The sequence below is a fragment of the Altericroceibacterium indicum genome (assembly GCF_009828105.1).
In the GTDB taxonomy this organism is placed as follows: domain Bacteria; phylum Pseudomonadota; class Alphaproteobacteria; order Sphingomonadales; family Sphingomonadaceae; genus Altericroceibacterium; species Altericroceibacterium indicum.
In genome coordinates, this window is sequence record NZ_WTYQ01000002.1 from 34,474 (window position 1) to 59,197 (window position 24,724).

Annotated in this window: 21 protein-coding genes, 1 tRNA gene, 1 pseudogene and 1 CRISPR repeat array; of the genes and pseudogenes, 10 read left to right on the plus strand and 13 right to left on the minus strand. The window is 54.9% G+C overall.

All coding sequences use genetic code 11. The features are described from left to right. Window positions 1-51 precede the first annotated feature (51 nt). Window positions 52-1,661: pseudogene (locus GRI39_RS05170) on the minus strand (flotillin family protein). 98 nt (window positions 1,662-1,759) lie between these two features. Then, window positions 1,760-2,377, minus strand: a complete 618-nt coding sequence (locus tag GRI39_RS05175) for an OB-fold-containig protein (RefSeq protein ID WP_160738668.1) — start codon at window positions 2,375-2,377, stop codon at window positions 1,760-1,762. A gap of 206 nt (window positions 2,378-2,583) precedes the next feature. Between GRI39_RS05175 and GRI39_RS05180 the strand changes: the two genes are divergently transcribed. Next, window positions 2,584-3,201 carry a DJ-1/PfpI family protein gene (locus tag GRI39_RS05180; protein WP_160738669.1) on the plus strand — a complete coding sequence of 206 codons (618 nt, stop codon included), beginning with the start codon at window positions 2,584-2,586 and terminating at the stop codon, window positions 3,199-3,201. 6 nt (window positions 3,202-3,207) lie between these two features. On the opposite strand, the gene recR is transcribed toward GRI39_RS05180, so the two are convergent. Then, window positions 3,208-3,807, minus strand: a complete 600-nt coding sequence (recR, locus tag GRI39_RS05185) for a recombination mediator RecR (RefSeq protein WP_160738670.1) — start codon at window positions 3,805-3,807, stop codon at window positions 3,208-3,210. Window positions 3,808-3,859: 52 nt separating this feature from the next. On the opposite strand from recR, the gene fmt reads away from it, so the two are divergent. Both fmt and truA read left to right on the plus strand, forming a co-directional pair. Beyond that, a complete protein-coding gene (gene fmt, locus GRI39_RS05190) occupies window positions 3,860-4,765 on the plus strand; it encodes a methionyl-tRNA formyltransferase (RefSeq protein ID WP_160738671.1) in 906 nt (301 codons plus the stop codon). Next, window positions 4,762-5,511: a tRNA pseudouridine(38-40) synthase TruA gene (gene truA, locus GRI39_RS05195; RefSeq protein WP_160738672.1), complete on the plus strand. Its 750-nt coding sequence runs from the start codon at window positions 4,762-4,764 to the stop codon at window positions 5,509-5,511. Before fmt ends, truA begins: the two co-directional genes overlap by 4 nt. A gap of 191 nt (window positions 5,512-5,702) precedes the next feature. Here the strand turns inward: truA and cobS are convergent, their stop codons facing one another. After that, the gene (gene cobS / locus GRI39_RS05200) at window positions 5,703-6,692 is read right to left on the minus strand and encodes a cobaltochelatase subunit CobS (RefSeq protein WP_425482324.1); all 990 of its coding nucleotides are present in this window, start codon (window positions 6,690-6,692) and stop codon (window positions 5,703-5,705) included. 144 nt (window positions 6,693-6,836) lie between these two features. Continuing rightward, window positions 6,837-7,418: a DnaJ domain-containing protein gene (locus GRI39_RS05205; RefSeq protein WP_160738673.1), complete on the minus strand. Its 582-nt coding sequence runs from the start codon at window positions 7,416-7,418 to the stop codon at window positions 6,837-6,839. A gap of 50 nt (window positions 7,419-7,468) precedes the next feature. Here GRI39_RS05205 and GRI39_RS05210 point away from each other — a divergent pair, with 50 nt between their 5' ends. From GRI39_RS05210 to mfd, 4 genes are all read left to right on the plus strand, one after another. Next, window positions 7,469-7,756, plus strand: coding sequence for a BolA family protein (locus GRI39_RS05210; protein WP_160738674.1), 288 nt, complete (start codon window positions 7,469-7,471; stop codon window positions 7,754-7,756). A gap of 3 nt (window positions 7,757-7,759) precedes the next feature. Further along, window positions 7,760-8,476, plus strand: a complete 717-nt coding sequence (locus GRI39_RS05215; protein ID WP_160738675.1) for a glutathione S-transferase — start codon at window positions 7,760-7,762, stop codon at window positions 8,474-8,476. Beyond that, the gene (locus GRI39_RS05220; RefSeq protein ID WP_160738676.1) at window positions 8,473-9,357 is read left to right on the plus strand and encodes a pirin family protein; all 885 of its coding nucleotides are present in this window, start codon (window positions 8,473-8,475) and stop codon (window positions 9,355-9,357) included. Before GRI39_RS05215 ends, GRI39_RS05220 begins: the two co-directional genes overlap by 4 nt. Window positions 9,358-9,512: 155 nt before the next feature. Next, complete coding sequence (mfd, locus tag GRI39_RS05225; RefSeq protein WP_160739206.1) at window positions 9,513-13,013, plus strand: transcription-repair coupling factor; 3,501 nt, start codon at window positions 9,513-9,515, stop codon at window positions 13,011-13,013. Between the two features lie 25 nt (window positions 13,014-13,038). On the opposite strand, the gene GRI39_RS05230 is transcribed toward mfd, so the two are convergent. Then, on the minus strand, window positions 13,039-14,349 hold the full coding sequence (locus GRI39_RS05230; RefSeq protein ID WP_160738677.1) for a bifunctional diguanylate cyclase/phosphodiesterase: 1,311 nt from the start codon (window positions 14,347-14,349) through the stop codon (window positions 13,039-13,041). 107 nt (window positions 14,350-14,456) lie between these two features. On the opposite strand from GRI39_RS05230, the gene GRI39_RS05235 reads away from it, so the two are divergent. Together GRI39_RS05235 and GRI39_RS05240 are read left to right on the plus strand one after the other, a co-directional pair. Beyond that, complete coding sequence (locus GRI39_RS05235; protein ID WP_160738678.1) at window positions 14,457-15,251, plus strand: NAD kinase; 795 nt, start codon at window positions 14,457-14,459, stop codon at window positions 15,249-15,251. A 74-nt stretch (window positions 15,252-15,325) separates the two neighbouring features. Then, window positions 15,326-15,400, plus strand: a tRNA-Asn gene (locus tag GRI39_RS05240). A 67-nt stretch (window positions 15,401-15,467) separates the two neighbouring features. On the opposite strand, the gene GRI39_RS05245 is transcribed toward GRI39_RS05240, so the two are convergent. Both GRI39_RS05245 and GRI39_RS05250 read right to left on the minus strand, forming a co-directional pair. Further along, window positions 15,468-16,085, minus strand: coding sequence for a tyrosine-type recombinase/integrase (locus GRI39_RS05245; protein ID WP_160738679.1), 618 nt, complete (start codon window positions 16,083-16,085; stop codon window positions 15,468-15,470). Continuing rightward, window positions 16,063-16,422: a hypothetical protein gene (locus tag GRI39_RS05250; protein ID WP_160738680.1), complete on the minus strand. Its 360-nt coding sequence runs from the start codon at window positions 16,420-16,422 to the stop codon at window positions 16,063-16,065. Before GRI39_RS05250 ends, GRI39_RS05245 begins: the two co-directional genes overlap by 23 nt. A gap of 111 nt (window positions 16,423-16,533) precedes the next feature. Here GRI39_RS05250 and GRI39_RS14820 point away from each other — a divergent pair, with 111 nt between their 5' ends. Further along, window positions 16,534-16,929, plus strand: a complete 396-nt coding sequence (locus GRI39_RS14820) for a hypothetical protein (RefSeq protein WP_425482325.1) — start codon at window positions 16,534-16,536, stop codon at window positions 16,927-16,929. A 55-nt stretch (window positions 16,930-16,984) separates the two neighbouring features. Beyond that, window positions 16,985-18,271: direct repeats of the CRISPR family, unit length 36 nt; unit sequence GTTGCAGCTGGACCGCGATTTCTGAACTGCTATGCT. A gap of 72 nt (window positions 18,272-18,343) precedes the next feature. Here the strand turns inward: GRI39_RS14820 and cas2 are convergent. The 5 genes from cas2 to GRI39_RS14450 form a co-directional block, all read right to left on the minus strand. After that, on the minus strand, window positions 18,344-18,688 hold the full coding sequence (gene cas2 / locus GRI39_RS05255) for a CRISPR-associated endonuclease Cas2 (protein ID WP_211371462.1): 345 nt from the start codon (window positions 18,686-18,688) through the stop codon (window positions 18,344-18,346). Next, a complete protein-coding gene (cas1, locus tag GRI39_RS05260) occupies window positions 18,688-19,626 on the minus strand; it encodes a type II CRISPR-associated endonuclease Cas1 (protein ID WP_160738681.1) in 939 nt (312 codons plus the stop codon). Before cas1 ends, cas2 begins: the two co-directional genes overlap by 1 nt. 76 nt (window positions 19,627-19,702) lie before the next feature. After that, window positions 19,703-22,897 carry a type II CRISPR RNA-guided endonuclease Cas9 gene (cas9, locus tag GRI39_RS05265; RefSeq protein ID WP_160738682.1) on the minus strand — a complete coding sequence of 1,065 codons (3,195 nt, stop codon included), beginning with the start codon at window positions 22,895-22,897 and terminating at the stop codon, window positions 19,703-19,705. Between the two features lie 704 nt (window positions 22,898-23,601). Beyond that, window positions 23,602-24,015 (minus strand): type II toxin-antitoxin system death-on-curing family toxin, encoded by a 414-nt coding sequence (locus GRI39_RS05270; protein WP_211371463.1) that lies wholly within the window; start codon window positions 24,013-24,015, stop codon window positions 23,602-23,604. Continuing rightward, window positions 24,008-24,148 carry a hypothetical protein gene (locus GRI39_RS14450; RefSeq protein ID WP_211371464.1) on the minus strand — a complete coding sequence of 47 codons (141 nt, stop codon included), beginning with the start codon at window positions 24,146-24,148 and terminating at the stop codon, window positions 24,008-24,010. The genes GRI39_RS05270 and GRI39_RS14450 overlap by 8 nt, the downstream gene beginning before the upstream one ends. Window positions 24,149-24,724: the final 576 nt, after the last annotated feature.

Consider the following 24,724-nt stretch of genomic DNA (forward strand, 5'->3'; position numbering starts at 1 on the left):
TGGATCACTTCGGCCCTCATCATGTGAGGTGCCGAAGCGATCCAGATATTGTTAGCCTTCGTCAGCGTCAGCAGGCCCTTCAGCCTTTTCCTCAGCGTTCATGCCAGCAGGGCCGTTCACCAGATTGGCGAGTGAACTGCCATCAAGGCCAAGTTCCTTCATCAACCCATCAAGCACCGGTGCCTGCGCCCGATAGGCCAGTGCCGCGCTGACTGCATCGTTGGCGAGATTGCCCGAGCCACCGATGGAATGCGATGTGCCACCGGAAGCCTTGCCGCCAGATTGCGTCGAACCATCGACCTGCACGATCTTGATCGAGTCAATCGCTTCCAATGGCTTGGCGGATTCACGAATGAGATCAGGCAGGACTTTGAGCAATGCGAGCTTCGTCTGCAATGACATCTGAGCGTCGGACAGAATATTCGCCGCTTCATTGACAGCCCGCTGCCCGGAAGCTTCCACTTCAAAGCGAACACGATCCGCTTCTGCGCGCAGTTTTTCCGCTTCAGCCTGACCTTCTGCTTCCAGGCGAAGGGCTTCAGCACGATTGGCCGCAGCATCCCGTTCCGCTTCAGCTTCCACCCTGACGCGGATGGCATCGCGTTCAGCCGCTTTGGCCGCTTCAATCAGTTCGATCATTTTATCACGGTCAGCAATTTCGGTGCTGCGCGCAGTAACAACGCCTTCTTCGGCCGCCACGGCCTTGGCGCGCGCTTCATCAACTTCTGCCCGCGCCTGACTTTCTTCACGGCTCTTGTTCTGCACCGCAATTTGCTGATCCTGCTGTGCCATTTCAATCGCTTTCGCTTGCAAAATACGGGCCTCTTCGACTGAACGATCGGCTTCAATCTGGCGAGAATCCACAGCCCGTTTGGCTTCGATCCGAGCGGCTTCCGCTTCCTGATTGCGGCGTGCCTGTTCTCCAGCCACTTCCGCAATCTGTTCTGCCCGGCGCATTTCGACTTCGCGTTCCTGTTCAAGCCGGGCAAATTCGTTGTCACGCGAAATGGTCAACGACATCTTGTCAGCTTCGAGATTTTTCGTCTCAATCTGAACCCGAGTTTCCTGTTCAATATCGTTGCGTAGCTTCTTGCGTGCTTCGATTTGTTCAGTGAGCTTGGTGAGGCCTTCAGCATCAAATGCGTTATTGGCGTTGAAATGTTCAATCGAAGTCTGATCCAGACCAGTGAGTGAAACGGATTCCAGCTCAAGCCCGTTCATGGCCAGATCGTTAGAGGAAACCTGCTGCACCTTTTGAACAAATTCAGCACGCTGTTCATGCAATTCATTCATTGTCATGCCCGCAGCGACAGAGCGTAGAGCATCAACGAACTTGCCCTCGACCAGATCTTTCAGCGCTTCGGGGTGCATCGTCCGTGCACCGAGCGTCTGGGCTGCCATGGCGATGCTCCCGGCATCCGGGCGTACCCGGACGTAGAATTCGGCCTTCACGTCGATCCGCAGGCGATCGAGCGTAATCAAAGCATCGCTCTTGTTGCGGCCCACTGCCAGCCGCACTGTGTTCATATTGACCGGCATGGTTTCATGCAGAACAGGCAGCACCATCGCGCCGCCATTCATCACCACTTTTCCCCGCCAAAACCTGTCCGCACAAAGCCGACCTGCTTGCTCGCGCGGCGATAAAGCCGGGTAATCGTCATCGCGAATATCAAAATGACGAAAAATATCGCCCCTGCCCAGATGGCGATATCTATATAATTGGTCAGCATTCCGTCCGTGTCCCCCTAAGAACAAGCGCTCAGGCGTTGTTCAGCAAAAAATGGTCTTCAACTGCGATTGCGAGAAACCCATCGCCTTCCTTGCGGACGATCAGCACTTCTTCGCCTTCGAAAAATTCAACATTATCCTCATGCGGTTCAACCATGACGAAATGGGGATGGCCGAAGCGATCTTTCACGCAGGTCCGGGCAGGTGATCCGCGTGCGGCACGGCCCATTGTGATAACACCCCGCTTGCCCACCAGACTGGCGCGATCAATGGCGGTTGTTTCATCCTTGGGAATGATGGCCCCCAAAGGCCGGGCTAGAAGCCCCGTCACGGGAAGCGCAGGAACAAGCGCAATCACCCCCGCCAATACAGCATGCAAGGGTGCACCCGTAAGGCTGTCAGCGAAAGACTGCAAAGCCACACCGCCAGCCGCGTAGACACACAGGAAAACTGCGAGCCACATGGTAAGTGGTAAGCGTCCGATACCGAGCATACTGGTCAATCCATCAGCAATGCCGATGTCACCGTCAGTATCCATATCCGTGTCGGGAGACCAATCGCCAAAGCCGATCAACTGAGCCAGCGCCAACAGCAACATAACGGCCAAAGCGACGGCAAACGGTAGATTATAGGGCTGAAACAGGGTCACATAGTGATCCTGAAATAAAAGAATCTATATAAAACAAAAACGAATCAAACCCCTTCACTTCAATAGCAACCCGGGACGGGAATTTTTGAAGTCAAATTGAGAATATTGAACCAATTCTTCTTCCATAAAATCTTATGTGTTGCTTTGTTTGATGTTATGACTGCCCCGCTCCGCCCATGATGCGCATCATGTTCAAGGAATCCGCTATGAAGATCGCTGTTTTGACGTTTGATGGTTTCAACGAGCTGGATTCTTTTGTCGCGGCGACCATTCTGAACCGACTTCGGGCCAAAGGGTGGGAAGCGAGGATCACTTGCCCTACTCCGCAAGTCACCTCGATGAACGGAGTGACGATTTCCCGGCAGGAACCGCTTGGTTTTGCGCGCAACGCGGATGCGGTGATTATTGGCAGCGGGATCAAGACCCGTGAGATTGCGCAGGATACGCAGCTTCTGGCTGAGCTTGCACTTGATCCGGCGCGTCAGCTCATCGGCGCGCAATGTTCGGGCACTTTACTGCTGGCCAAGCTTGGGCTGGTGGGTGAGCTTCCCGCCTGCACGGACCTCACCACTAAGCCATGGGTCGTGGAAGCGGGGGTAAAAGTGCTCGACACGCCGTTCGTGGCCCATGGCAATGTCGCCACCGCTGGCGGCTGTCTGGCGGCGCAATATCTGGCCTGCTGGATGATTGCGCGCGGTGCTGGTCGGCAAGATGCGATAGACGCGATGCATTATGTCGCGCCAGTGGGTGAAAAACAGGCCTATATCGATCGTGCGATGGCGGCGGTGATGCCCTTTGTAGACGCCGAAGCTGTCATGGCCTGAGCCGCCTCAGCCCGCCATCGGGCGGCGCGCCCGCAGGGCCTGTGCCAATGTGCCTTCATCGAGATAATCCAGCTCCCCACCAACGGGCAATCCGTGGGCGAGCTGGGTGATCCGCACAGGCATTCCATCCATCTTTTCAGCGATGTAATGCGCGGTGGTTTGGCCTTCCAACGTGGCATTCATCGCCAGCACCACTTCATCAATCCCGCCGTTCTGCACCCGTTCGAGCAGGGCACCGATCGACAAATCTTCGGGCCGCACGCCATCAAGGGCGGAAAGCTTGCCACCCAGCACATGGTAGCGGCCGGTGAACAGACGCGCGCGGTCCAGTGCCCACAGGTCAGCCACATCTTCCACCACGCAAATCTGGCGCTGATCGCGGCGGGTATCGGCACAGATGCCGCAGGGGTTCTGCGTATCCACATTGCCGCATATGGCGCATTCCACCAGCGTATCGCGCACTGCGGCCAGCGCTTCGAGCAATTGCGGCAGAGCCGTTTCACGCCGTTTGACCAGCCACAGCACAGCGCGCCGTGCAGAACGGGGGCCAAGCCCCGGAAGGCGGGACAATGAAGCGGAAAGCGCGTCGATCTCTTGCGATGCCATAGTGGGGCAGATAGGGCGTTCTGAAGAATTTAGGAAGGCCTCGCCACACCATATGCGCATCATCTTTATGGGAACGCCCGATTTTGCGGTGCCCACCCTCACCGCTCTTGCCGAAGCGAACCACACGATTGTGGCCGTTTACACCCAGCCGCCGCGCCCAGCGGGCCGGGGCAAAAAGCTCCAACCCTCCCCCGTTCAGCGCGAAGCGGAAAGGCTGGGAATTGAAGTTCGTTATCCCGCATCGCTGAAAGATGTGGCGGTTCAGGCTGATTTTCTGGCACTGGAAGCCGATCTGGCGGTTGTGGCCGCTTATGGTCTGATTTTGCCCAAGGTCATTCTGGACGCACCCGCCCATGGCTGCTTGAATGTGCATGGCTCAATCCTGCCGCATTGGCGGGGGGCCGCACCTGTGCAACGAGCCATTCTGGCAGGTGATCCGGTGACCGGGATCACCATTATGCAAATGGCTGAAGGGCTGGATACCGGCGACATGATCGCCACCGTGCGGACCCCGATTGAAGACAAGACCGCAGGGCAATTGACTGAAGAACTGGCCGAACTCGGCGCGCAATTGATGGTCGGCACGCTGATTGATCTCGAAGCGCTGCATCCTGTCGCTCAGGATGACAAAGAAGCAACCTACGCGGCAAAAATCGCCAAAAGCGAAGCCCGGATGGATTTCTCCAAGCCTGCTGAATTGCTCGAACGCGAAGTGCGCGCTTTTGCTCCCTTCCCCGGCGCATGGTTCCAGCTTGATGGCGAGCGGGTCAAAGTGCTGGAAGCCCATGTGATTGGCATGAACGGCGCTGCGGGAACAGTGTTGGATGATCAGTTCACCATCGCTTGCGGCAATGCCGCGCTTCGCCCTGTGCGCATCCAGCGCGCTGGCAAGCCTGTGATGGATACAGAAGCCTTTCTACGCGGCAAATCTATTCCTGTGGGGACGGTGCTGGCGTGACACGGTTTGCCCTGAGGATTGAATTTGATGGCGGCCCCTTCATGGGCCTCCAGCGGCAGGCCACTGGGCCGACTGTTCAACAATCGCTGGAAGATGCAGCCTTCGCCATCACCGGCGAGCAGGTAACGTTGCATAGTGCAGGACGGACGGATTCGGGCGTGCACGCACTGGCCATGCGCAGCCATATTGATATTCAAAAACCCTTTGAGCCTAAACGATTAATGGCTGCTCTGAATGGTAAAATGCGGCCTGATCCGGTGGTGGTGACAGCATGCACCATCAAGCCGGACGATTGGCACGCGCGCTTTTCCTGTATCGGCCGGGCTTATGAATATCGCATTTGTAATCGTCCCGCGCCATTGACGCTTGATCGTGGTCACGCATGGCATATTGCTCAGCCATTGGATCATCAGGCGATGCATGAAGCCGCGCAATCCCTGATCGGCCTGCATGATTTCACCACCTTCCGTTCCGTCCATTGCCAATCGGCCAGTCCGGTTAAAACACTTGATCGGCTGGATGTGCGGCGTGAAGGCGAATGGGTGATTATCGAAGCCGCCGCACGCAGTTTTCTGCACCATCAGGTCCGTTCCATGGTCGGTTGCCTTGCCATGGTCGGCCGGGGGCAATGGGCGGTAGAACAGATGGCCAAGGCTCTGGAAGCGCGGGATCGTCAGGCGCTAGGCCTCAACGCCCCGCCTGATGGCCTGTATTTCGTGAAAGCCATATATCCAGACGAGGAGTAGAGGCCTCAGCCTGCCCGCGATTCTCGCGTAGGCAGAGCCAAGAAACTCATTTGCCTCGTCATTCCCGCGCAGGCGGGAATCTAGCACCGCTCGCTCGCTCGTTTCCATTCTGGATTCCCGCCTGCGCGGGAATGACGAAATGGTATCTACGACAATGACGAATTGGCGTTCACGGAAATGACGATGTGATCTTAAGCCTTGCTGACAACGCTTTCAGGCAGATCCACACCAAACACGCGCTGGTAATATTCTGCTACCAGCATGCGCTCAGCCTCATCACATTTGTTGAGGAAGGATAGGCGGAAAGCAAAGCCCAGATCGCCGAGGATTTCGGTGTTCTGCGCCCAGCTAATCACCGTCCGCGGGCTCATCACGGTGGAGATATCCCCATTCACGAAACCCTGACGCGACAGGTCTGCCACGCGAATCATGTTGGCCACGGTTTCCTTATCCAGCGTGGTCTTGGCTGAAACGATGTTCAGTTCCGTTTCCGCTGGCAGATAGTTCAGCCCAACGACCATGTTCCAGCGGTCCATCTGGCCCTGGTTGATTGCCTGCGTGCCATGATAAAGGCCGCTGGTGTCACCAAGACCAACAGTATTGGAAGTGGCGAACAGGCGGAAGAAAGGATTGGGACGGATCACCCGGTTCTGATCGAGCAGTGTCAGCTTACCGGCCGTTTCCAGCACACGCTGGATCACGAACATCACATCAGGGCGGCCTGCGTCATATTCGTCAAATACCAGAGCAACCGGGTGCTGGAGTGCCCATGGCAGCAAGCCTTCACGAAATTCCGTTACCTGCAAACCATCACGCAGCACAATCGCATCACGGCCCACAAGATCGATACGGCTGATATGCGCATCCAGGTTGATGCGCACGCATGGCCAGTTAAGACGCGCTGCCACTTGTTCAATATGAGTCGATTTACCCGTACCGTGATAGCCCTGCACCATCACGCGGCGGTTATGCGCAAAGCCCGCCAGAATTGCGAGAGTGGTATCCGGGTCAAACACGTAACTATCATCAACATCAGGCACGCGTTCATCGGCTTTGGAAAAAGCCGGAACTTTCATGTCGATATCGATGCCAAAAGTCTGGCGCACATCCATTTCAATGTCAGGTGCGGCCAGGATGGTGGTGTCAGCGTTATGGGGCTTGGTTTCGGTCATATTGTTCATGGCAGCGCTTGAGTAGACGTGGAGGCGAGCGGCTGCAACATGGAAAGCACGTAAATGCTCTGGCCCCGGCCCTGCTGTGTTGCCCTTCCCCATTCAACGGAGAGTGAAGCAAGCTGCGAAGCCCTTGGCAACAATTGAAATGGTTCAGACAAAAGCGGCCGCCCGGCGCAGGAGCTGATAGGCTTCCACCACCCGCTGCAATCGGGCTTCATGCTGGCGATCCCCACCATTGCGGTCTGGGTGATATTGCCGCACCAATTCGGAATAACGCCGGCGGAGAGTGGGCTGATCCGTGTCTGAGGCAAGGCCCATCACGGTCAGCGCATCGCGTTCCTGCGGGGTGAAGCGGCCATGGTCGGCATTCATTGCCGCCGCCCTGCGCCTTATATCACGCGCTCGCCCGTTGATTGCGTCGAGCGGATCATCATAATCGGCCCAGCGCGGCGTATCGGCGCCCATGCCTTGATAGACCCGGTTTTCCGTCCGCCATCCGGCAGTGGGGGCCTGTGCATCGAGAATTTCTTCCGCGCTCATCCCCTCAAACCAGTCATAGCCAGCGTTGAATTCGCGCACATGATCGAGGCAGAACCAACGATAATTACCCGGCCCGTCAAAACCTGGGCCAGAGGAACCGGGCGCACGAAATTCTCCCGCTGCGATGCAGCCGGGTCTTTCACACTGTCTACCTTCGGACTCAAATCGGCCATGGAACTTTGTCGTCTTCACGCTCATTAGGATGGGGACAGAATGCCCCGTTGAAAACCCCTGAGGATATTATGGCCGGACCGTTAGAGACAGAAATCCACAATTTACTGACCAATAGCTTCAAGCCAGACCGGCTCGAAGTGATTAACGATAGCGCCATGCATTCAGGCCATTCGGGCGATGATGGCAGCGGGGAATCCCATTTCACCGTGGTGATTGAAAGCGCTGAATTTTCAGGCAAAAGCCGCCTCCAGCGCCAGCGCATGGTCAATCATGCGCTGGGCGATATTCCCGGTGAACGGGTTCACGCCCTGGCCATTCGCGCCTTCGCGCCGGATGATGCACAAAAAGGCGCGTGAGCCATGGCCTATGATCTTTGGTATTGGCCCACACTTCCCGGCCGAGGGGAGTTTGTCCGGCTTGCACTCGAAGCTGCCCAAATTCCTTACAAGGATCGCGCCCGCGAGGTTGAGGATGGCTTTTCAGCAATCCCTCAGCATCTCGATGCCATGGACACACGCCATGCTTTCGCGGTGCCACTGCTGGAAACCGGCAGTGAGAGCATCGCGCAAACGCCCAATATCCTGCTTTTTCTTGCGCAGGAACACGGACTTGGCCCCAAAGATGCTGCTGGCATTCGCTATTTGAACCAGCTCCAGTGTGACATTGCCGATATGGTGGAAGAAGTGCACGCGGTGCATCACCCTATTTCCACCAGCCTCTATTACGAGGATCAGAAAGACGCGGCGAAACTGGCGGCGAAACATTTCCGCGAAGAACGCATTCCCAAATATCTGAGCCATTTTGAACGTGTCGCTTCTGCCCATGATGGTGACTGGCTTTTGAGCGGCGAAGATTGGTCCACCGGCGACACGTCCATCGCTTATCTACTGGATGGCCTCCATTTCATGTTCCCCAAGCGCATGAACGCTTTGGCACCAGAGTACCCCCGCCTCCACAGCATCCGCGATCAGATCTTCGCGCTGGACGCTATCGCGGCCTATCGTTCCTCAGATCGCTGCGCCTCCTTTGGCACCGAAGGCATTTTCCGCAATTATCCGGAGCTTGATGCAGGATGACTATTATCCAGACCCTGACCCCGACCAGCCATGATTTAGGCGGCTTCACTGTCCGCCGTGCGCTCCCCGCGCGGAAGCGAACCATGGTGGGGCCGTTTATCTTCGTCGATGAATTTGGCCCGGCAGAATTGGCCTTGGGGCAGGCGATGGATGTCCGCCCGCACCCGCATATCAATCTGGCTACGGTTACATGGCTGTTCGAAGGGGCGATTGACCACCGTGACAGTATCGGATCATTTGCCACCATCCGCCCCGGACAGGTCAATCTGATGACCGCTGGCAGCGGCATCACCCATTCCGAACGCACGCCCCCGGAAGAACGCAGCGGCCGACCCAAGCTCTATGGAATGCAGACATGGCTGGCCCTGCCTGATGGCCAGGAAGAAATCGCCCCCGCGTTTGAGGGCATTGCCGACCTGCCTATGCTGGAAGATAATGGTGTGACGGCAAAAGTCATCATGGGTTCGCTGTGGGGCAAATGCGCCCCCACCACGACCTATTGCGACACGATTTATGCTGAGATCATGCTGCAAGCGGCGAGCTATATTCCGATTGATGCCCGCAGCGAAGAGCGCGCGGTCATGCTCGTCGGCGGCGATGCCAGCATTGATGGGCAGGAGATGGAATTGTTTAGCCTGCTCATACTGAAACCGGGTGAACCGATGACCATGCGCAGCACAAATGGTGGCCGGGTCATGCTGCTGGGTGGCGAAGCCTTTTCTACCAAGCGGCATGTGTTCTGGAACTTCGTCAGCTCCTCCCGCGATCGGATCAATCAGGCCAAGGAAGACTGGCGCGAAGGCCGTTTTGCTGTGGTGCCGGGCGATGAAGATGAACGTATTCCCCTCCCCGAAAAACCCAAAACGGTGAGCTACCTTTAACCACCTTCTGGGCCTGCCTGAGAGGATAATCGACAGGTCGCACTCTTGCCGTTAAAGCTTGCGCGCCCCAAATCTCCGCATTGAGGCCGGTTTGTCCCATGCGTGGGTCTGCTGGCCTGCCCCAACTGCCGCTGAGCGAACATTTAAAAACCTCTATGCCTGATCTCTCCCGTATTCTGAACGCGTCTCAGCCGCTGACCCTCGCTTCCGTGGCCCGTGGAGCGCAGCCGCTTGTCCTGGCTGATCTGGCGCGTGCCGCCAAAGGCCGTGCAGTCTTCATCGCGCCCGATGAGCAGGCGATGAGCGCAGTGGCCGATGCAGCGCGCTTTTTTGCGCCGGAACTGGATGTGATCGAATTTCCGGCTTGGGATTGCCTCCCTTATGACCGCGCCAGCCCCGCGCTGTCCGTCTCAGCCCGCCGTCTGTCCGCCCTGCACCGCCTGCAAGCAGGCTCAACGGGCGCACAACTTGTCGTAACCACGGTCAATGCCGTTACCCAGCGTGTCCTCACACCTTTCCGCATCCGTGAATATGTGCGGGAGCTGAAAGCGGGCGTTGAGATCGGTCATGAAAGCCTGACCGGCCTGCTCCGTCGCCAAGGCTATGCGCGGGTGGATACGGTGGTGGATGCAGGCGATTTCGCCGTGCGCGGGTCTATCTTTGACATTTACCCGTCCGGTCTGGATCAGGGTTTGCGGCTCGATTTCTTTGGTGATGAGCTGGAAAGCCTGCGCCTGTTCGATCCGGCCACTCAGCGTACCACTGCCACACTGGACCATCACCTGCTGCTTCCGGCCAGCGAAGCCTTGCTCGATGATGACACGATCAAACGCTTCCGCAGCCGCTATCGGGAGAAATTCGGCGCCAATGCGACCGGCGATCCGCTCTATCAGGCGGTGAGCGAAGGCCGCCGCCTTGCGGGCATGGAACATTGGCTGCCCATGTTCGAAGAAAAGCTCGCCACTTTATTCGATCACCTTGCCTCGAATGACGTGATTGTGATTGATAATGGTGCGCTTCAAGCCGGTGAAGAGCGCTTCACCGACATTGCCGATTACCGCAAGCAACGTGCCGATACGGCAGGCCAGGCAGCCGGCTCCTACCGCCCGCTACCACAGGATGCGCTCTATCTCAGCCCGGAAGAATTTGCGGCCAAAATTGGCGAATGGCCAGTCCACCGCACCGGCATCTTTGCCGAACCGGAAAGCGACCGGGTGATGGATTTCGGGTTCAAATCGGCCCGCGATTTCACCCCTGAACGCTCGCAAGGCGTGAATGTCTATGAAGCGGCAGCAAAATTCCTCAAAGGCGTAGGCGTTCAGGGCCGCAGACCACTGCTGGCCGCCTATTCCAAGGGTTCGCGCAGCCGCATTGCTTCGATCATTGAGGAAGCAGGCACGCCGCTTGCACTGGTCGAGAGTTGGCAGGAAGCGCTCGGCGCATCGGCCAAGGGCAAAGCGGCAGCGATGATCCTGCCGCTCGACACCGGCTTTTCCAACGATCAGATTGAAGTCATCACAGAGCAGGATCTGCTGGGTGATCGCCTGGTCCGCCGGCGCAAGAAGAAGAAGGATTCCGACGCTTTTCTGGCCGAGCTACAAGCGCTCAGTCGGGGTGATCTGGTGGTCCATATGGACCATGGCATCGGCAAATATCTCGGCCTTGAACCTGTTTCGGTTGGCAAGAGCCAGCATGATTGCGTGATGCTGCAATATCATGGCGGCGATAAGCTCTATATCCCGGTTGAGAACATCGACGTCCTCTCGCGCTATGGGAGCAGTGAAGAAGGCGTTGGGCTTGACCGTCTCGGCGGTGAGGCATGGCAAAAACGCCGAGCGAAACTGAAAGAGCGTATTCAGGCCATTGCGGGTGAACTTCTGGCCACCGCTGCAAGGCGCGCGCTGAAACAAGCTCCCGTCATTCAACCGGAAGAAAGCTCTTATAATCAATTTGTTGATCGCTTTCCCTGGAATGAAACGGAAGATCAGGAAGCGGCTATCCAGGATGTCATGGGCGACTTGGGCGATGGCAAACCGATGGACCGCCTCGTCTGCGGTGATGTAGGTTTCGGCAAGACTGAAGTAGCCCTGCGTGCAGCCTTCATAGCGGCGATGGCCGGATATCAGGTGGTGATGATTGCCCCCACCACCCTGCTCGCTCGCCAGCATTATCAGAACTTCTGCGACCGCTTTTCCACCTTCCCGCTCAACATTGGCCGCCTCTCCCGCCTGGTGCCCGCCAAGGAAGCCAAGGAAACGCGCGAAGGCCTCGAAAACGGCACGATCGACATTGTGGTTGGAACACATGCTATCTTATCAAAGAGCGTAAAGTTCAATCGCTTAGGCCTTGTAATTGTTGACGAAGAACAGCGTTTTGGCGTGAACCACAAGGAGAAGCTAAAGCAATTGCGGGCAGATGTGCACGTCCTCACGCTCACTGCCACGCCGATTCCGCGCACGCTGCAAATGGCTATGACCGGCCTGCGTAACCTCTCCACCATCCAGACCCCGCCAGTCGATCGCCTTGCTGTGCGAACCTATGTGATGGAATGGGATGAAATGGTGATGCGCGAAGCGCTGCTGCGCGAACATCATCGCGGCGGCCAGAGCTTCATTATCGTGCCGCGCATTTCCGACATGGCTGAGTTGGAAGAATGGATCGGCAATACGGTGCCGGAAGTGAAAGTCGTCACCGCCCATGGTCAGATGACGCCCACCGAAGTGGAAGAGCGGATGAGCGCCTTCTACGAAAAGAAATATGATGTGCTTCTCTCCACTACCATTGTGGAAAGTGGCCTGGATATTCCGTCTGCCAACACCATCATCATCCACCGTGCGGATCGTTTCGGCCTCGCCCAGCTCTATCAGTTGAGGGGCCGTGTGGGCCGTTCTAAATTGCGTGCCTATGCCTATCTCACCACGCCCAAAGACCAAACACTGCCAGAAGTGGCCGAAAAGCGCCTGAAGGTTCTCGGTGATCTCGACAGTCTTGGTGCAGGCTTCCAGCTCGCCAGCCATGATCTCGACATTCGCGGAGCCGGCAATCTGGTGGGTGATGAACAGTCCGGCCATATCAAGGAAGTTGGCTTCGAACTGTACCAATCCATGCTGGAGGACGCCATTTTAGCCGTAAAGGCTGGCGATCATGGGTTGGAAAAGAGCACGTCCGGCCTGTCACCACAGATCACTGTCGATGCGCCGATCATGATCCCGGATGATTATGTGCCTGATCTCGCCGTCCGTATGGCGCTTTATCGCCGTCTGAACGATGCCGACACCAAGGCCGAGGTTGAAAGCATGGCCGCCGAAATGATCGACCGCTTCGGCGCTTTGCCGAGTGCAACATCAAACCTTATCCGCCTGATCGAAATCAAGCATCAGGCTATCGATGCGCATATTGCGAAGATCGATGTCGGGGCACGGGGCACGCTGGTAACCTTCCACAATGACGACTTCCCCGATCCTGCCGGCCTGATCGCCTATGTGGACCGGTTGAAAGGGACCGCCAAATTGCGGCCGGATATGAAGCTTGTCATCAACCGGGCATGGGGCGACCCGCAGAGCCGCCTGAACGGATTATACCAACTCACCAAGGGTTTGAGCGGGGTCGCCCGCAAGGCAAAAAAGCGTCAGGCCAAAGCGGAAGCCAGCGCCTGATGCCGATGGCCTACAGTCGCTCAAGTCACAGTGAAGTCTTCGCCACAAGCCTTTGAAAATCTTCCCCTGTCATCGGCCTTGCGCTCAGGAAACCCTGATAACTCTCACAGCCTTCTTCTGCGATGACACTGAGTTGCTCGGCAGTCTCGATCCCCTCAGCTATGACGAGAAGGTCGAGCGCTTGGGCCATGGCGATGATACCACGAAACACCGCAAGGTCGCGTGCATCATGGGTGATGCCTTCCACCATTGAGCGGTCAAGCTTCAAATAATGGAGCGGCAATTGCTTGAGATAGCGAAAATTGCAGAATCCAGCACCGAAATCATCCAATGCAATCCGCATTCCCAATGCTGCCAATTGCGCCAATTGCATGGCTGAACGATCCAACTCGGTCACCAGCGTATGTTCGGTAATTTCCAGGGTAAGGCGTTCAATCGGAAAGCCAGCATCATTGACTGTCGCGATAAACTCTTCCGCAAAATTGCCCGACGCCAGATCAGCAGGCGTGACATTGAGTGAAAGGCGCAAGGATTTGGGCCAGGGCACTGCCCCAGCAATCGCCTTGCGAACAATATGGCGGGATAATTGGCTCACATGGTCGGCCCGCTCAGCTATGGCAAACAGAGCCGTGGCACCGATGCGCCCTAATTCAGGATGTTGCCAACGCGCCAGCGCTTCTGCTCCCAGCAACTTCCCATCAGCCGCAGAGAATTGTGGCTGGTAGAAGATTTGAATTTCATCCCGGTCGAGCGCCGTCAAAAGATCGGCTTCGAGCAATTGCGTTGGCCGCCCTGCTAACATGATATTGCGATCAGCCCATAATAATCGCGCACCCGATTGAACCTGCAGGCTCCTTTGCGCGTCTTCGAGGTGGGCAAACATCTCACCCGCAGAATCTATCACGCCGCCATAAAGCACTGCACGAGGTGACAATCTGACGATTCCTGCTTCAGGATTACGGATCGGAACCGCAATACGCTCCAACAGTTCTTCCGCCAGCCATTGCCACCGTTCCCGGCTGCAAGGCTTGGAGCTGGCGAGCAGGAAACTGCCGCCCTTGATCCGCGAAACCAACACAGGCCCAACCGCGTCACCTTCAGCAAATCGCTGGATACGGGCAGCCACTTCAACCAAAGCACTGTCACCAGCTTCTTCGCCATAAGCAAGATTGACCGTATCAAACCGGTTGAGCCCAATCAGCGTAGCATGAACGAAGGGACGCTCCCCCGCTTCTCCGCGCCAGGAATCGATTGCTTCCATAGCGGAAAAGCCGGAAACCAAACCGGTCAACAAATCACGCTGCAGTTCATCGTCATACATGATGGGGCTCAACATCAGAATGTGGTTGCCGACATCGGGACAAAAATCTCTAACAATAGTGAGTGCGTTGCAAATCGGGACGGCGCTACAGTAAGGGGGAACCCTGGGAAAGGAGGGGATTCATGTCCTCTGGCAACAAGAATCACTACGAAAAGCTGGCCCTGCTGGCATCGCCATCCGAACGTGCACAAAATGCCGCTACCGAACTGAAGCGCTCAGGCGATTGGGTTCCGGTCGAAGAGGCTGACGCTGTGGTCGTGCTTGGTGGAGATGGCTTCATGCTGCATGTTCTGCATAAGATGTTGCGCGAAAACCGTGTGATACCAGCTTACGGGCTGAACCTTGGCACAGTCGGCTTTCTCATGAATCGCTATCATAGTAGCCGCACACCAACGCAAAAAATTGCCAAAGCGCGATCCATAGCGGTTTCACCTCTGGTTATGACTGCCATCACTCAGGACGGTGAAAGTCATCAATATTGCGCTATCAATGAAGTGTCTTTGCTGCGCGAAACGCGGCAGACGGCCAAGATCGAAGTGCTCGTGAATGGCAAGCCACGCATCGCAGAATTAGCCTGTGATGGGATTCTTCTGGCCACACCAGCCGGATCTACAGCGTATAACCTGTCCGCCAACGGTCCGATTCTTCCGCTGGATTCCCATATGCTGGCCCTCACCCCTATCAGTCCATTCCGCCCACGACGCTGGCGCGGTGCGATTCTTCCTGATCGTAGCAAAGTGACCTTTCGTATCCGGGAACCTGACAAGCGCCCTGTTGCCGCTGTTGCGGACCAATGGGAAATTCGTGACATTGCCGAAGTTCATTTAGAAATCTCACAAACTCAAGAACTTACATTACTTTTCGACCCTGGCCACAGCCTCGATGAGCGGATCGTGACAGAACAATTCATCGTCTGAGTGAAATTCTCGCAAAAACCCCCTTGTCAAAACTTTCACCCCCCCATATACGCCGCTCCACCCGCAGGGGCTGCTCCCCGATAGCTCAGCGGTAGAGTAGGTGACTGTTAATCACTTGGTCGTTGGTTCGAATCCAACTCGGGGAGCCACACTTTCTCTGAAAGTGTAGTGTTCCAGCCCTTTGCAGCCCCTTCAGTGTCTAACTTCTTCATCAAGTTAGACACTTTGAGCTTTCTCCCACTTTGAAAGTTGGTTGATCGCACTCTCTGCAAGTGCCTTCTGATTAGCCGTGCGGATATATTCCGCCAGCGTTTCATCACGCGTCTGACCGCTGACAGACTTCATGGATGAATTTGCCATTTCCAGCTCAGCCATACGACGCAGAGTAGCTTTGCGCAGCCCATGGGCTGAGCAATGATCTAAACCCGCTTCAGAACATGCCCGGCGGAAGAAGTTGCCAAAGCTCTCTTTGGTGAATGGCGTCCCCTTTTTGGTGATGAGAAAGCAGGACGGGCTCGTCTCATGCGGCTTCATAGCCACAATCGCTTCAACCAGTTGCGGTGCCAGCGGCAACCACAGGCGCTTGCCGGTCTTTTCCTGCACCACAGGAATACGGCCATCCTTGATCTGCTCCCTCCCCATGCGCACGACATCGCTTCGGCGCTGATCGGTCCAGAGAATCAATTCCATGCCCAAACGTTCACGGCTGCCAATTGGCCAACGTGCGCGAAATGTGTTGATCTCTTCTTCTGTCCAGCAATGGAAGCCGCCAGTTTTTTCTTCCCGGCGCTCCCGAACGATATCGGTGTCTTCAGCCGGGTTGTGATCGATCATGCCGATCTTCTTGGCGAAGCCGAATAGGCGGATCAGCTCTTTGCGTAATTTGCGTGCAGCGTGCACACCACCGGTCGGCCGTATTCCGGCCTTCGTTTGAACCAATGGTCTCTTCACGCTTTTTAGCGATGATCGCATCAAGGTGATGAAAGCGAACGTCCTTCACCATCCGATCGCCCCGCCCTTTGCGGAAATCTTCGATCACCGCCATCACCTTCTGTTGCGTGATCTGGGTCGGCCCAAGGCGCGTGATGGGGCTGTAGTAATAATCAACCAAGTCATCGAGCGTGCCGGGTTTCGCACGGCGAACGGGCAGCTTCGGCTCAGATCGTTGCACAGGCGGTATCGGAAGCGGGTTCAGTGGCGCTGTGCGCTTTGTTGTGGCGGCTCATATGCTGAGCCCCCAACGACACAGACGGACCCAGCGATCCCTTCGTCCTGGCCACACTTGCCGCCCAAACTGCAAGATCTGCTGCTCAGCGGTGAAAGCCCTGTGATAGGTCCAAAAACAGCTCAGCGGCTGCAGGAGTACCTGGACAACATTCCAGAGCTGCCATTGGCGAGTGAGACAGATATTGAACAGCAGATCAGCCTGCTGTCGCTAGCAATATCAGGCAAGCGACCATCAAAGGAAGAAGCTCTCGCCCTCCTCGACATATTCAAAATGGTGCTGAAGCACGTTGCAAAGGTTGATCTGCAGAACGGTGTCACAGCACTGCTAGGCCGAGCGACATTCATACCAACGCCAGCAGAGGTTCTCAAAGCACCCTTACCGTTCAAGGCAAAGCGCGAGTTCGTCATATCTCGTGCTCGCCACTTGATATGGAAACAGCAGTCAAGGTGAATTACAATTTCTGAACTGCTATGCTCCGCACAAAGTCGGTAGGCTCAGTTTTGAAGTTGCAGCTGGACCGCGATTTCTGAACTGCTATGCTGGGCGCTTACACGTCCTCGCTGTGACCTTTGTTGCAGCTGGACCGCGATTTCTGAACTGCTATGCTGTCCATGATGATATTCTCCACATTTTACTGGTTGCAGCTGGACCGCGATTTCTGAACTGCTATGCTTTCCGCGCATTGGGCAAACAAGCCAGATTTGTTGCAGCTGGACCGCGATTTCTGAACTGCTATGCTTGGGCCGAATATCTCTCCAGAACCTGGCGGTTGCAGCTGGACCGCGATTTCTGAACTGCTATGCTCGTGCAGCACAACCACCCCACAAAATTACTGTTGCAGCTGGACCGCGATTTCTGAACTGCTATGCTGGACGCGCGGTGATCCCGTTCCGTCGGCGCGTTGCAGCTGGACCGCGATTTCTGAACTGCTATGCTAGAGCGATGGTGCTGGAAAGCCATATCTCAGTTGCAGCTGGACCGCGATTTCTGAACTGCTATGCTCGATCTATGCGCTGGCGCAGCTGCTCAGCTGTTGCAGCTGGACCGCGATTTCTGAACTGCTATGCTTCATCCTTTTTCGCATTTCGCATCGAGTAAGTTGCAGCTGGACCGCGATTTCTGAACTGCTATGCTAATATATTTTATAACGATGCTCGATCTCCAGTTGCAGCTGGACCGCGATTTCTGAACTGCTATGCTATTTGTATGCGTTGCCCTTGGGGCTGAAGGTTGCAGCTGGACCGCGATTTCTGAACTGCTATGCTCTCTCGTTCCACTCGCTCATTGCCCAGCATGTTGCAGCTGGACCGCGATTTCTGAACTGCTATGCTGGATAGGGACTTTACCCTCACCACTGGTGAGTTGCAGCTGGACCGCGATTTCTGAACTGCTATGCTTGCTCAGGAAATGGCCAAGGATAGCCCAAAGTTGCAGCTGGACCGCGATTTCTGAACTGCTATGCTTGAGCGCCTGGCGCAGGAACGGTCCCCCTGTTGCAGCTGGACCGCGATTTCTGAACTGCTATGCTTTGAAGGCGATCCTTTTGCTCTCCCTTTGAGTTGCAGCTGGACCGCGATTTCTGAACTGCTATGCTCGCCGCAGTTGCAGGTGATGACCTTGCCGGGTTGCAGCTGGACCGCGATTTCTGAACTGCTATGCTGATCCAGTCGCTTTCCTCGCGTTCGATCGTGTTGCAGCTGGACCGCGATTTCTGAACTGCTATGCTACGATGGATGTGTCAGTGCTGCCATATGTGGTTGCAGCTGGACCGCGATTTCTGAACTGCTATGCTCGATGTGGCACTAAAAGATTGAAAATAAATCTTTTTCCGCCACATCGGGGATAGTAAAAAAGCGCTGAATCATCAAAAAAGGGCAAGCTGACCGGGATTCTTGCGCTGCCGCCTTCGTGATTGGCCATTGAAGCGTATGATGTTTTCATATTGCCGGTCCGTAAAACCCAGAATGTGAATGTCGCCCTTATCGGGAAGATTGCGCTCAATTCGCCTGACATAAGCTTCATATTGTTCTTTACCCGAGCAGAAGCGAACATAGATAGAAAACTGGCTCATTTCAAAGCCTTCGTCGAGCAAATATTCTCGGAACTTTGTGGCTGCGCGCGATTCCTCCCGAGTGCCAACAGGCAAGTCGAACATTACCAGAATCCACATCAGTCGATACCCGCTAAGATGCATATCGTCATAGGCCATCACCGTATCGCTGAATCGGGAATGTGAGATGCAACCGCATTCCAGGCCAGTGGAGTGAGTGGTTGAAATAATGTGAGATTTTGTTTCTTCTGCTCAAAGCTCATTGCCAGAGACTGGGCCAGACGCTGCATCGCTACAATGACAGGCGTATTACTACCCTGCATGTCCAAATCAGCGGAAAGAAGCGCCGCCAAACGCGCCTTTGCCAGCCCGTTCAACTCACTATCGCCGCTGCTTGTCATTTGCTGGACAGCCGCATCCACCAGTGGCCTGAACGGCTCCACCAGATCATCTGCAAGGGCAAAAGCATTGAGCCGATTGGCATGGTGCAGCCCGATGGTGGGATGCAGACCTGCCGCGACAATCGCTCGAGTAACGGCGGCACGCATCACTGTATAGCCATAATTGAGCAATGCATTGGCACCGCCGGCATCCCGATCTCGCCTGAAATCACGGCCAAGCAGCGCCGGCCAATATCGCCGTGCAGCTTGAGCTTCCGCGTTGGCGCTATCTCCTGAACGTACCCGGTCAGCAATATGCCCTAATGCCTCACCCTCTTCACGGCCGAGCGCACTCAGCAAACTACCCTGATTACGAATTTTGGCTTGCACCACAGTTTTCCAAGCCTGTTTGCGGAAAGGTAGAGTAGATTCCCACTGCGCTCGAAACCGGGCATTCTGGGCATGGTGCCCTTCGATCGGGATCGTCATCGCAACAGGTGCGTGATTGGCCGCACAAAGTACCATCAACGCACCACGTTCAGCCAATTTCACAACCAGATTGGTTGTCCAGGTCACACCATGAGCGTGGACAATAATGGCTGCGATGTCATCCAGCGCTACGCGACCAATCTCTTCATGATCAAGGGTGACAATCAGCAATCCGCGATACGCAGACAGATGAACCTTATCAGTAGCGACATCAACGATACGATCCATGTTTCATCCGCTCGCCTTACTGCCTTCAGGCAAACTTTATGAGAATAAAGTAAGTGATCGGTTAAACTATCTAATATCAATCACGCGGCCCCGGGTCATGAATATGGCCGAGTTCATCAATCCGGATTTGGCGGGCTTTCATTTTCTTCAACGATCCCGCCATTGCGCTTGTGTACTTAAAAGGATCTTGTGAATCCGCGTCTCTATTTTTTAACGCTCCGGCCTCATTGTCTTCAGCTAAAAATATCTGACCATTCCCTCCAAACTTTATCACTCTCATAATCTCAGGTTTGTCGCCATCGCGTTCCACCGCCAGCAAATCATTCTGGCGTAAACTCAGTACCTTCTTTGCCGCTGGATGCGGTTTGGCTGGCTTGAAATTGCGCTGATGTGCATCGAACATCGAGATGATGCTTGATTGTTCCTGACCATCGCGATCTTTCCACTTTGTCACCCATTTTCCATCAGGCAGGCGCCACACGTCAAACCGAGCGTTGGCATCACCTTTGACCGCCTTGTAGGCCCGGCCCTCTTTATCCCGGATTGGAATAACATTGAGCGGCTCCGTTAACCGGACACGCCGGATGCCTTTGAAAGGGCCGTCTTGCTTTGCAAATTGGCGCAAAGCATTTTCAAACGCCTTGCCACTGGTGCCGCGGGTCGCTTCATATAAGGCTTCCTGCAAATGGCTGTCAGGCATACGTTCGGGATCGATCAGGTCTTTCGGCTTCAGGCTGAGCAAGGGTTTACGTGTTACCACGATGGGCACACCCTTGGCATTTGTCCGGCCGGTTAATCCGTAGGCTGTATCGTTATGCAGGCGGCCGGATGTAACATCATGATCCTTCTCGGGCTTACCTTTTCGCCCGTGGTCAGGCTTGAAGCTGACCGTCGTTGCAAACAGCTTTTCGCGCAGATCTTCCCGAAAACCATCCCATGGGCGTTCAAGATCAAGAAACTGGCGATCAAGATCACGCTCCTCTGCACGCCCCGCAGCCGTTGCAATTTTTTGGATCATCGCCGCATCTGTTATCCCAACCACTGCCGCGTCAATCGCGTGATGGCGGTGATCGAGACGATTTTTCGGCGCATTGCTATGTTCATTTTCTACCCAATTATGATCAGGCAGAATATCGTTTAACCCCCACAGGCGACGCAGCATCGCGGTCATCCGCCCGGTTATGGCGTAGACCCGGCGGCCTTCGTCAGGCGTATAAAGGCTTGAAAGATATTTACCTGCCAAGCGGGAGAGATATTGGGTGTCGGTCAACTGGCGGGCAATAAACCCGCCGTCGCGGTCCACCCGCTCCATTGCATCCGGGCCGAAACGCCATTGTTTGGATTTGTGCAACCTTGCGACCTGATCCTGAACAATCGGCCAGCGCTCCGTTTGGCCCCATTGTTCCCATGGAGTACGATTGCCCTTCTGCCGATTGCAGTGCGTATGCGAAACAACCTTATTCCCCACACTGTCATCAAGGCAGCGGGAATAGGGAATGATATGATCGACATCCGCCGATCCATTCATCAACATTTCCAGCGAGATCATTTCCCCGCAATAGGGACAGCGCCGATCGAGCGGATTAGCAGGGTTTAGCTGTTCCCAGATGCGTAGCAACATTCGGTTGCCACCATTATCGCGCTGGCCGATTTCTTTCAGCTTCTCGCTCCGCGCTGCCGCAGCATCGGTGGTTTGCTTGATGCGGCGATTATGCTCGGCTTTCTGTTTTTCGTTTAGCTTCAGTTCACGTGCCAGTTCGACATAGATATAGTCGGGCCGGCCATATTTACGGACGATCGCATTCACCAGCTTGCGCAATTGGTTGAGGCCAATGTGAACGGTTGGATTGGTGATCTTGCCCCATTGGCGCTCAAGCTTATCCGTATAATCCTCTTTACCCGGTGCGATTTCACGAGCAAGCACCTCACCGTAATAAGGCAATTCCCGGTGTTCCTGACCATCGCGGAAATCACTATGGTGATAACCTGCGCCTTCGGCAGCTTGGGAATATGTGACGACATTAGCCCGAAGCTGGTCTAGAAGTGCGGTGGTTGCAGTAATTCCAAACCGCCCATACCCTTCTGGAAGATGGGCATTTGCCACGGATTCTGCCACCTCCTGATCCAGGCCATAGTTTTCTTTCAACCAGGCCAGCAGCCGCTCGGTACTTTCCTCATTCATCAGCCGATCGATAATTTTCCACTGCTGATCAGCTGAAAAGGTTGTCCAGCGCGGACCGAACCGTTTTTTATCCATCAGTTCGGCGCGGATTTCGTCTCCGATCAGTTCCTTACGATTCTCACTTTCTTTATTGAAACGCTCTGCTTCTTTGAGCTTAATGAGTTTTCCAAGCGCCTTAAAAGTAACCTTTTTCTTATCCTGCAACTTCAGAATGAGCTTATCGCGTTCGTCCAGCGTCAGCTTGCGCGAAGGAGCGCCAGCTGACACCACTTCGAGCTGGTTGACCTCTTCATACAATCGGCGCTGCTGAAACAGAGGATGCGCCTTAGGCAAGCGCCTCTCATCATCAGGAATACCATACCATCCGGCAAAGCTGCATTTTCCTACAACTTGAGCTTTCAAAGGTCGTTGGAAAAAGATGATGCGATGGATCGCAGCTTTTTCTTCCTTACTCAACAGAGCTGGATAGTATGGTGCCTGCGCACTCCAGATTGCCTCGAACTCCTGTTCGTAATGCTTGCGATCTGGGTAAAAGTCATATCCATCAGCCTCAGGCCGCATTCGCACACGTTTTGTTTCGCGGCCATGCAAGAACTCGCCCAATGTACGCGCGCCAGCATCCATCATCGCCTGGTCAAGCGCTTTAGTGCCACTCGCAATCTTGCCATCCTCATTGGCGTTTGAAACACGGTCCGCTTTCCGGTTGGATTTGAACCCACGGCGCTGGTTCAAATGGAACAGCGCACGTCCAATCTGATGAGGTTCGAGTTTTTCGTCTAAGGCCCGTACACGAAGGGTATATGGGTCTTCACCATGAAGATCAGTTGCCGCCTCTTTCTCTTTCGGCAGCAAGCCCCTCACTACGAGTTGCTCAACCAGTGCCGAACGCCGCCCTAAATAGCGATCACGCCGCCGCCGCATCGCTCGCGCATCACGCCGGTCAACTGCCAGACTGGCACCAGATTTAGGATCCCGTCCATCAGAAAATATTCGCACCCCGATGTCACGAATTGTATCGCCGTCATATAGGCACCACCCTATAGAATTAGTGCCAATATCAAGACCGAGACGAATGGATCCACGCTTCATTTCACCCCCTATATCACCTGACTACAATCAATTTTATGTTGACTTCTATTTTTACGGCCTTAGGTTGCAGTGTCAATGGAAGATTGCGCCGCGAGAGGTAAGGATTTCAAGCCTTACCTCTCGCGGCTACCAAAATATGTTGATGATAGTTTGGGAAAACAATGCGTATTATGAGGAAACAGCGTCCACAACTGCTTCCGACTAAAAACAGATCTCTGGAATCTATTTTGATTGTAGCAGGTGATGTAGTTGCATCCAGGCCAGTTTATTTGTCTCTTGACTTTAAGCTGGCGATTGACGAGATTTGAAACTTCAGAAATCGCAGGTCTGGTTGTGAACAAGCAGCTTAACTGCACCAAATAAGGCGGGGGCTACGGCCCCCGTTTCATCTGATGCATTATGGCTTTATCAAATAGCCAAATTCTAAGAGCAAATCTGCCGTTCGGTGCGCGAATTCGCAATTCGCATAAAACTGCAATCGAACCTGAGAATTCAGCTTTCCCGTTCCGCAAGATAAATTCCTCACTGCACGAAAACCCACACAAAAAGCAGGCAGGCAAGGGGGGAGTGAATTGCGTTTGCTGGGGGTTGCAATTGGAGATCGGTTTACTGTCGCTGCCGCTATAGCGCGACGCTAAGTATGTGGAGGTAGTATGGCAGAAGGCTGGCTGCGAGCGTGAGGATTGCCCCAGCGAAGGTGGCTGTCAGATCGCCTTAGTGGACCACGCGACGGCAGAGATGAGCATGGCTTCGTCGACATCGCCCGTGATGGCTTGAACGATCAAGTCTGCTAGCGGGGTGCCGTCCGGCGCATGCATTTCATAGCCATTCAGATATAGGAATGCGTCAGCAGCGGCGAATGCGGTTCGCTTATTTCCCTGCTCAAAAGGGTGATCGCGGGCAATGTCGAGAAGCAGTTGAACAGCCAGCAGCACAATGTCCTGCTCGCCATAGTGCCAGTGGTTTTGTGGTTTTGTGGTTTTGTGGTTTTGTGGTTTCGCCCAAGCGCTTTCAAGCAACTTCTGGTCACGTATCGAAAACGGCTCGCCAGTCTGTTGGACGGCGAGCCGGTTGAATGTGATCAGGTCATCAACGCTTAACCAGCGAGGCTCATTCACCAAGGCGGGCCATCGTTTTGGGGAAGCGATCCATCGTGCGGCGGAACAGATCTTCTGCGCAAACATCTTTCACAGCAGGGTGCGCAGGGAAAGTTGGCTTCGCCGGTTCCTGTTCTTTTTTCAGCGCGACCATAACCAACTCCTCACATGCCAGAGCACGTTGCTGACTGCATAAATCTCGAACTTACATAGTGGAAAGGCAGCAAAACTTCAATCGGTGTTTGTCCATGCGCTAAGCGAGAGAAGCGCGTAGTGTTTTCGGTTAGTCTGCTTTCAAATTTACGGGCCGATCGGGTTAACGGCAGAAAGGTCGTGGAAAGCCGCCATTGCGCTGCTCGAACTGATTTACCTCATTGCGACTGCGCAAGGTCTCCAGCGTGAATGAGAGTGTCCCCGTGATAAATTGCGAAGAAACCTGCCAGTGTGAACGAGACTAACGCGAGTGACGTAAGTCTATCCCACCAAACGCTTTCTACATGTGAGACCCATTCTGCCTTAGAGCGGCGAAAGACACCCGCTACGAGAATCCAAAGCACCCAATTGACTGCGATGAATGGGAAGAGTGCCACATGCGGATTGACGAGAGGAGCCAGCGCCATACACGCGGATGCGGTCAAGCAGAGCCCGACAACAACAGCGAAGTTCCGAAATGTTACGATGCGCCCCAAGCTCACCATTCCTTTGTTTCGAAGCATTTATAGCCGTTTGG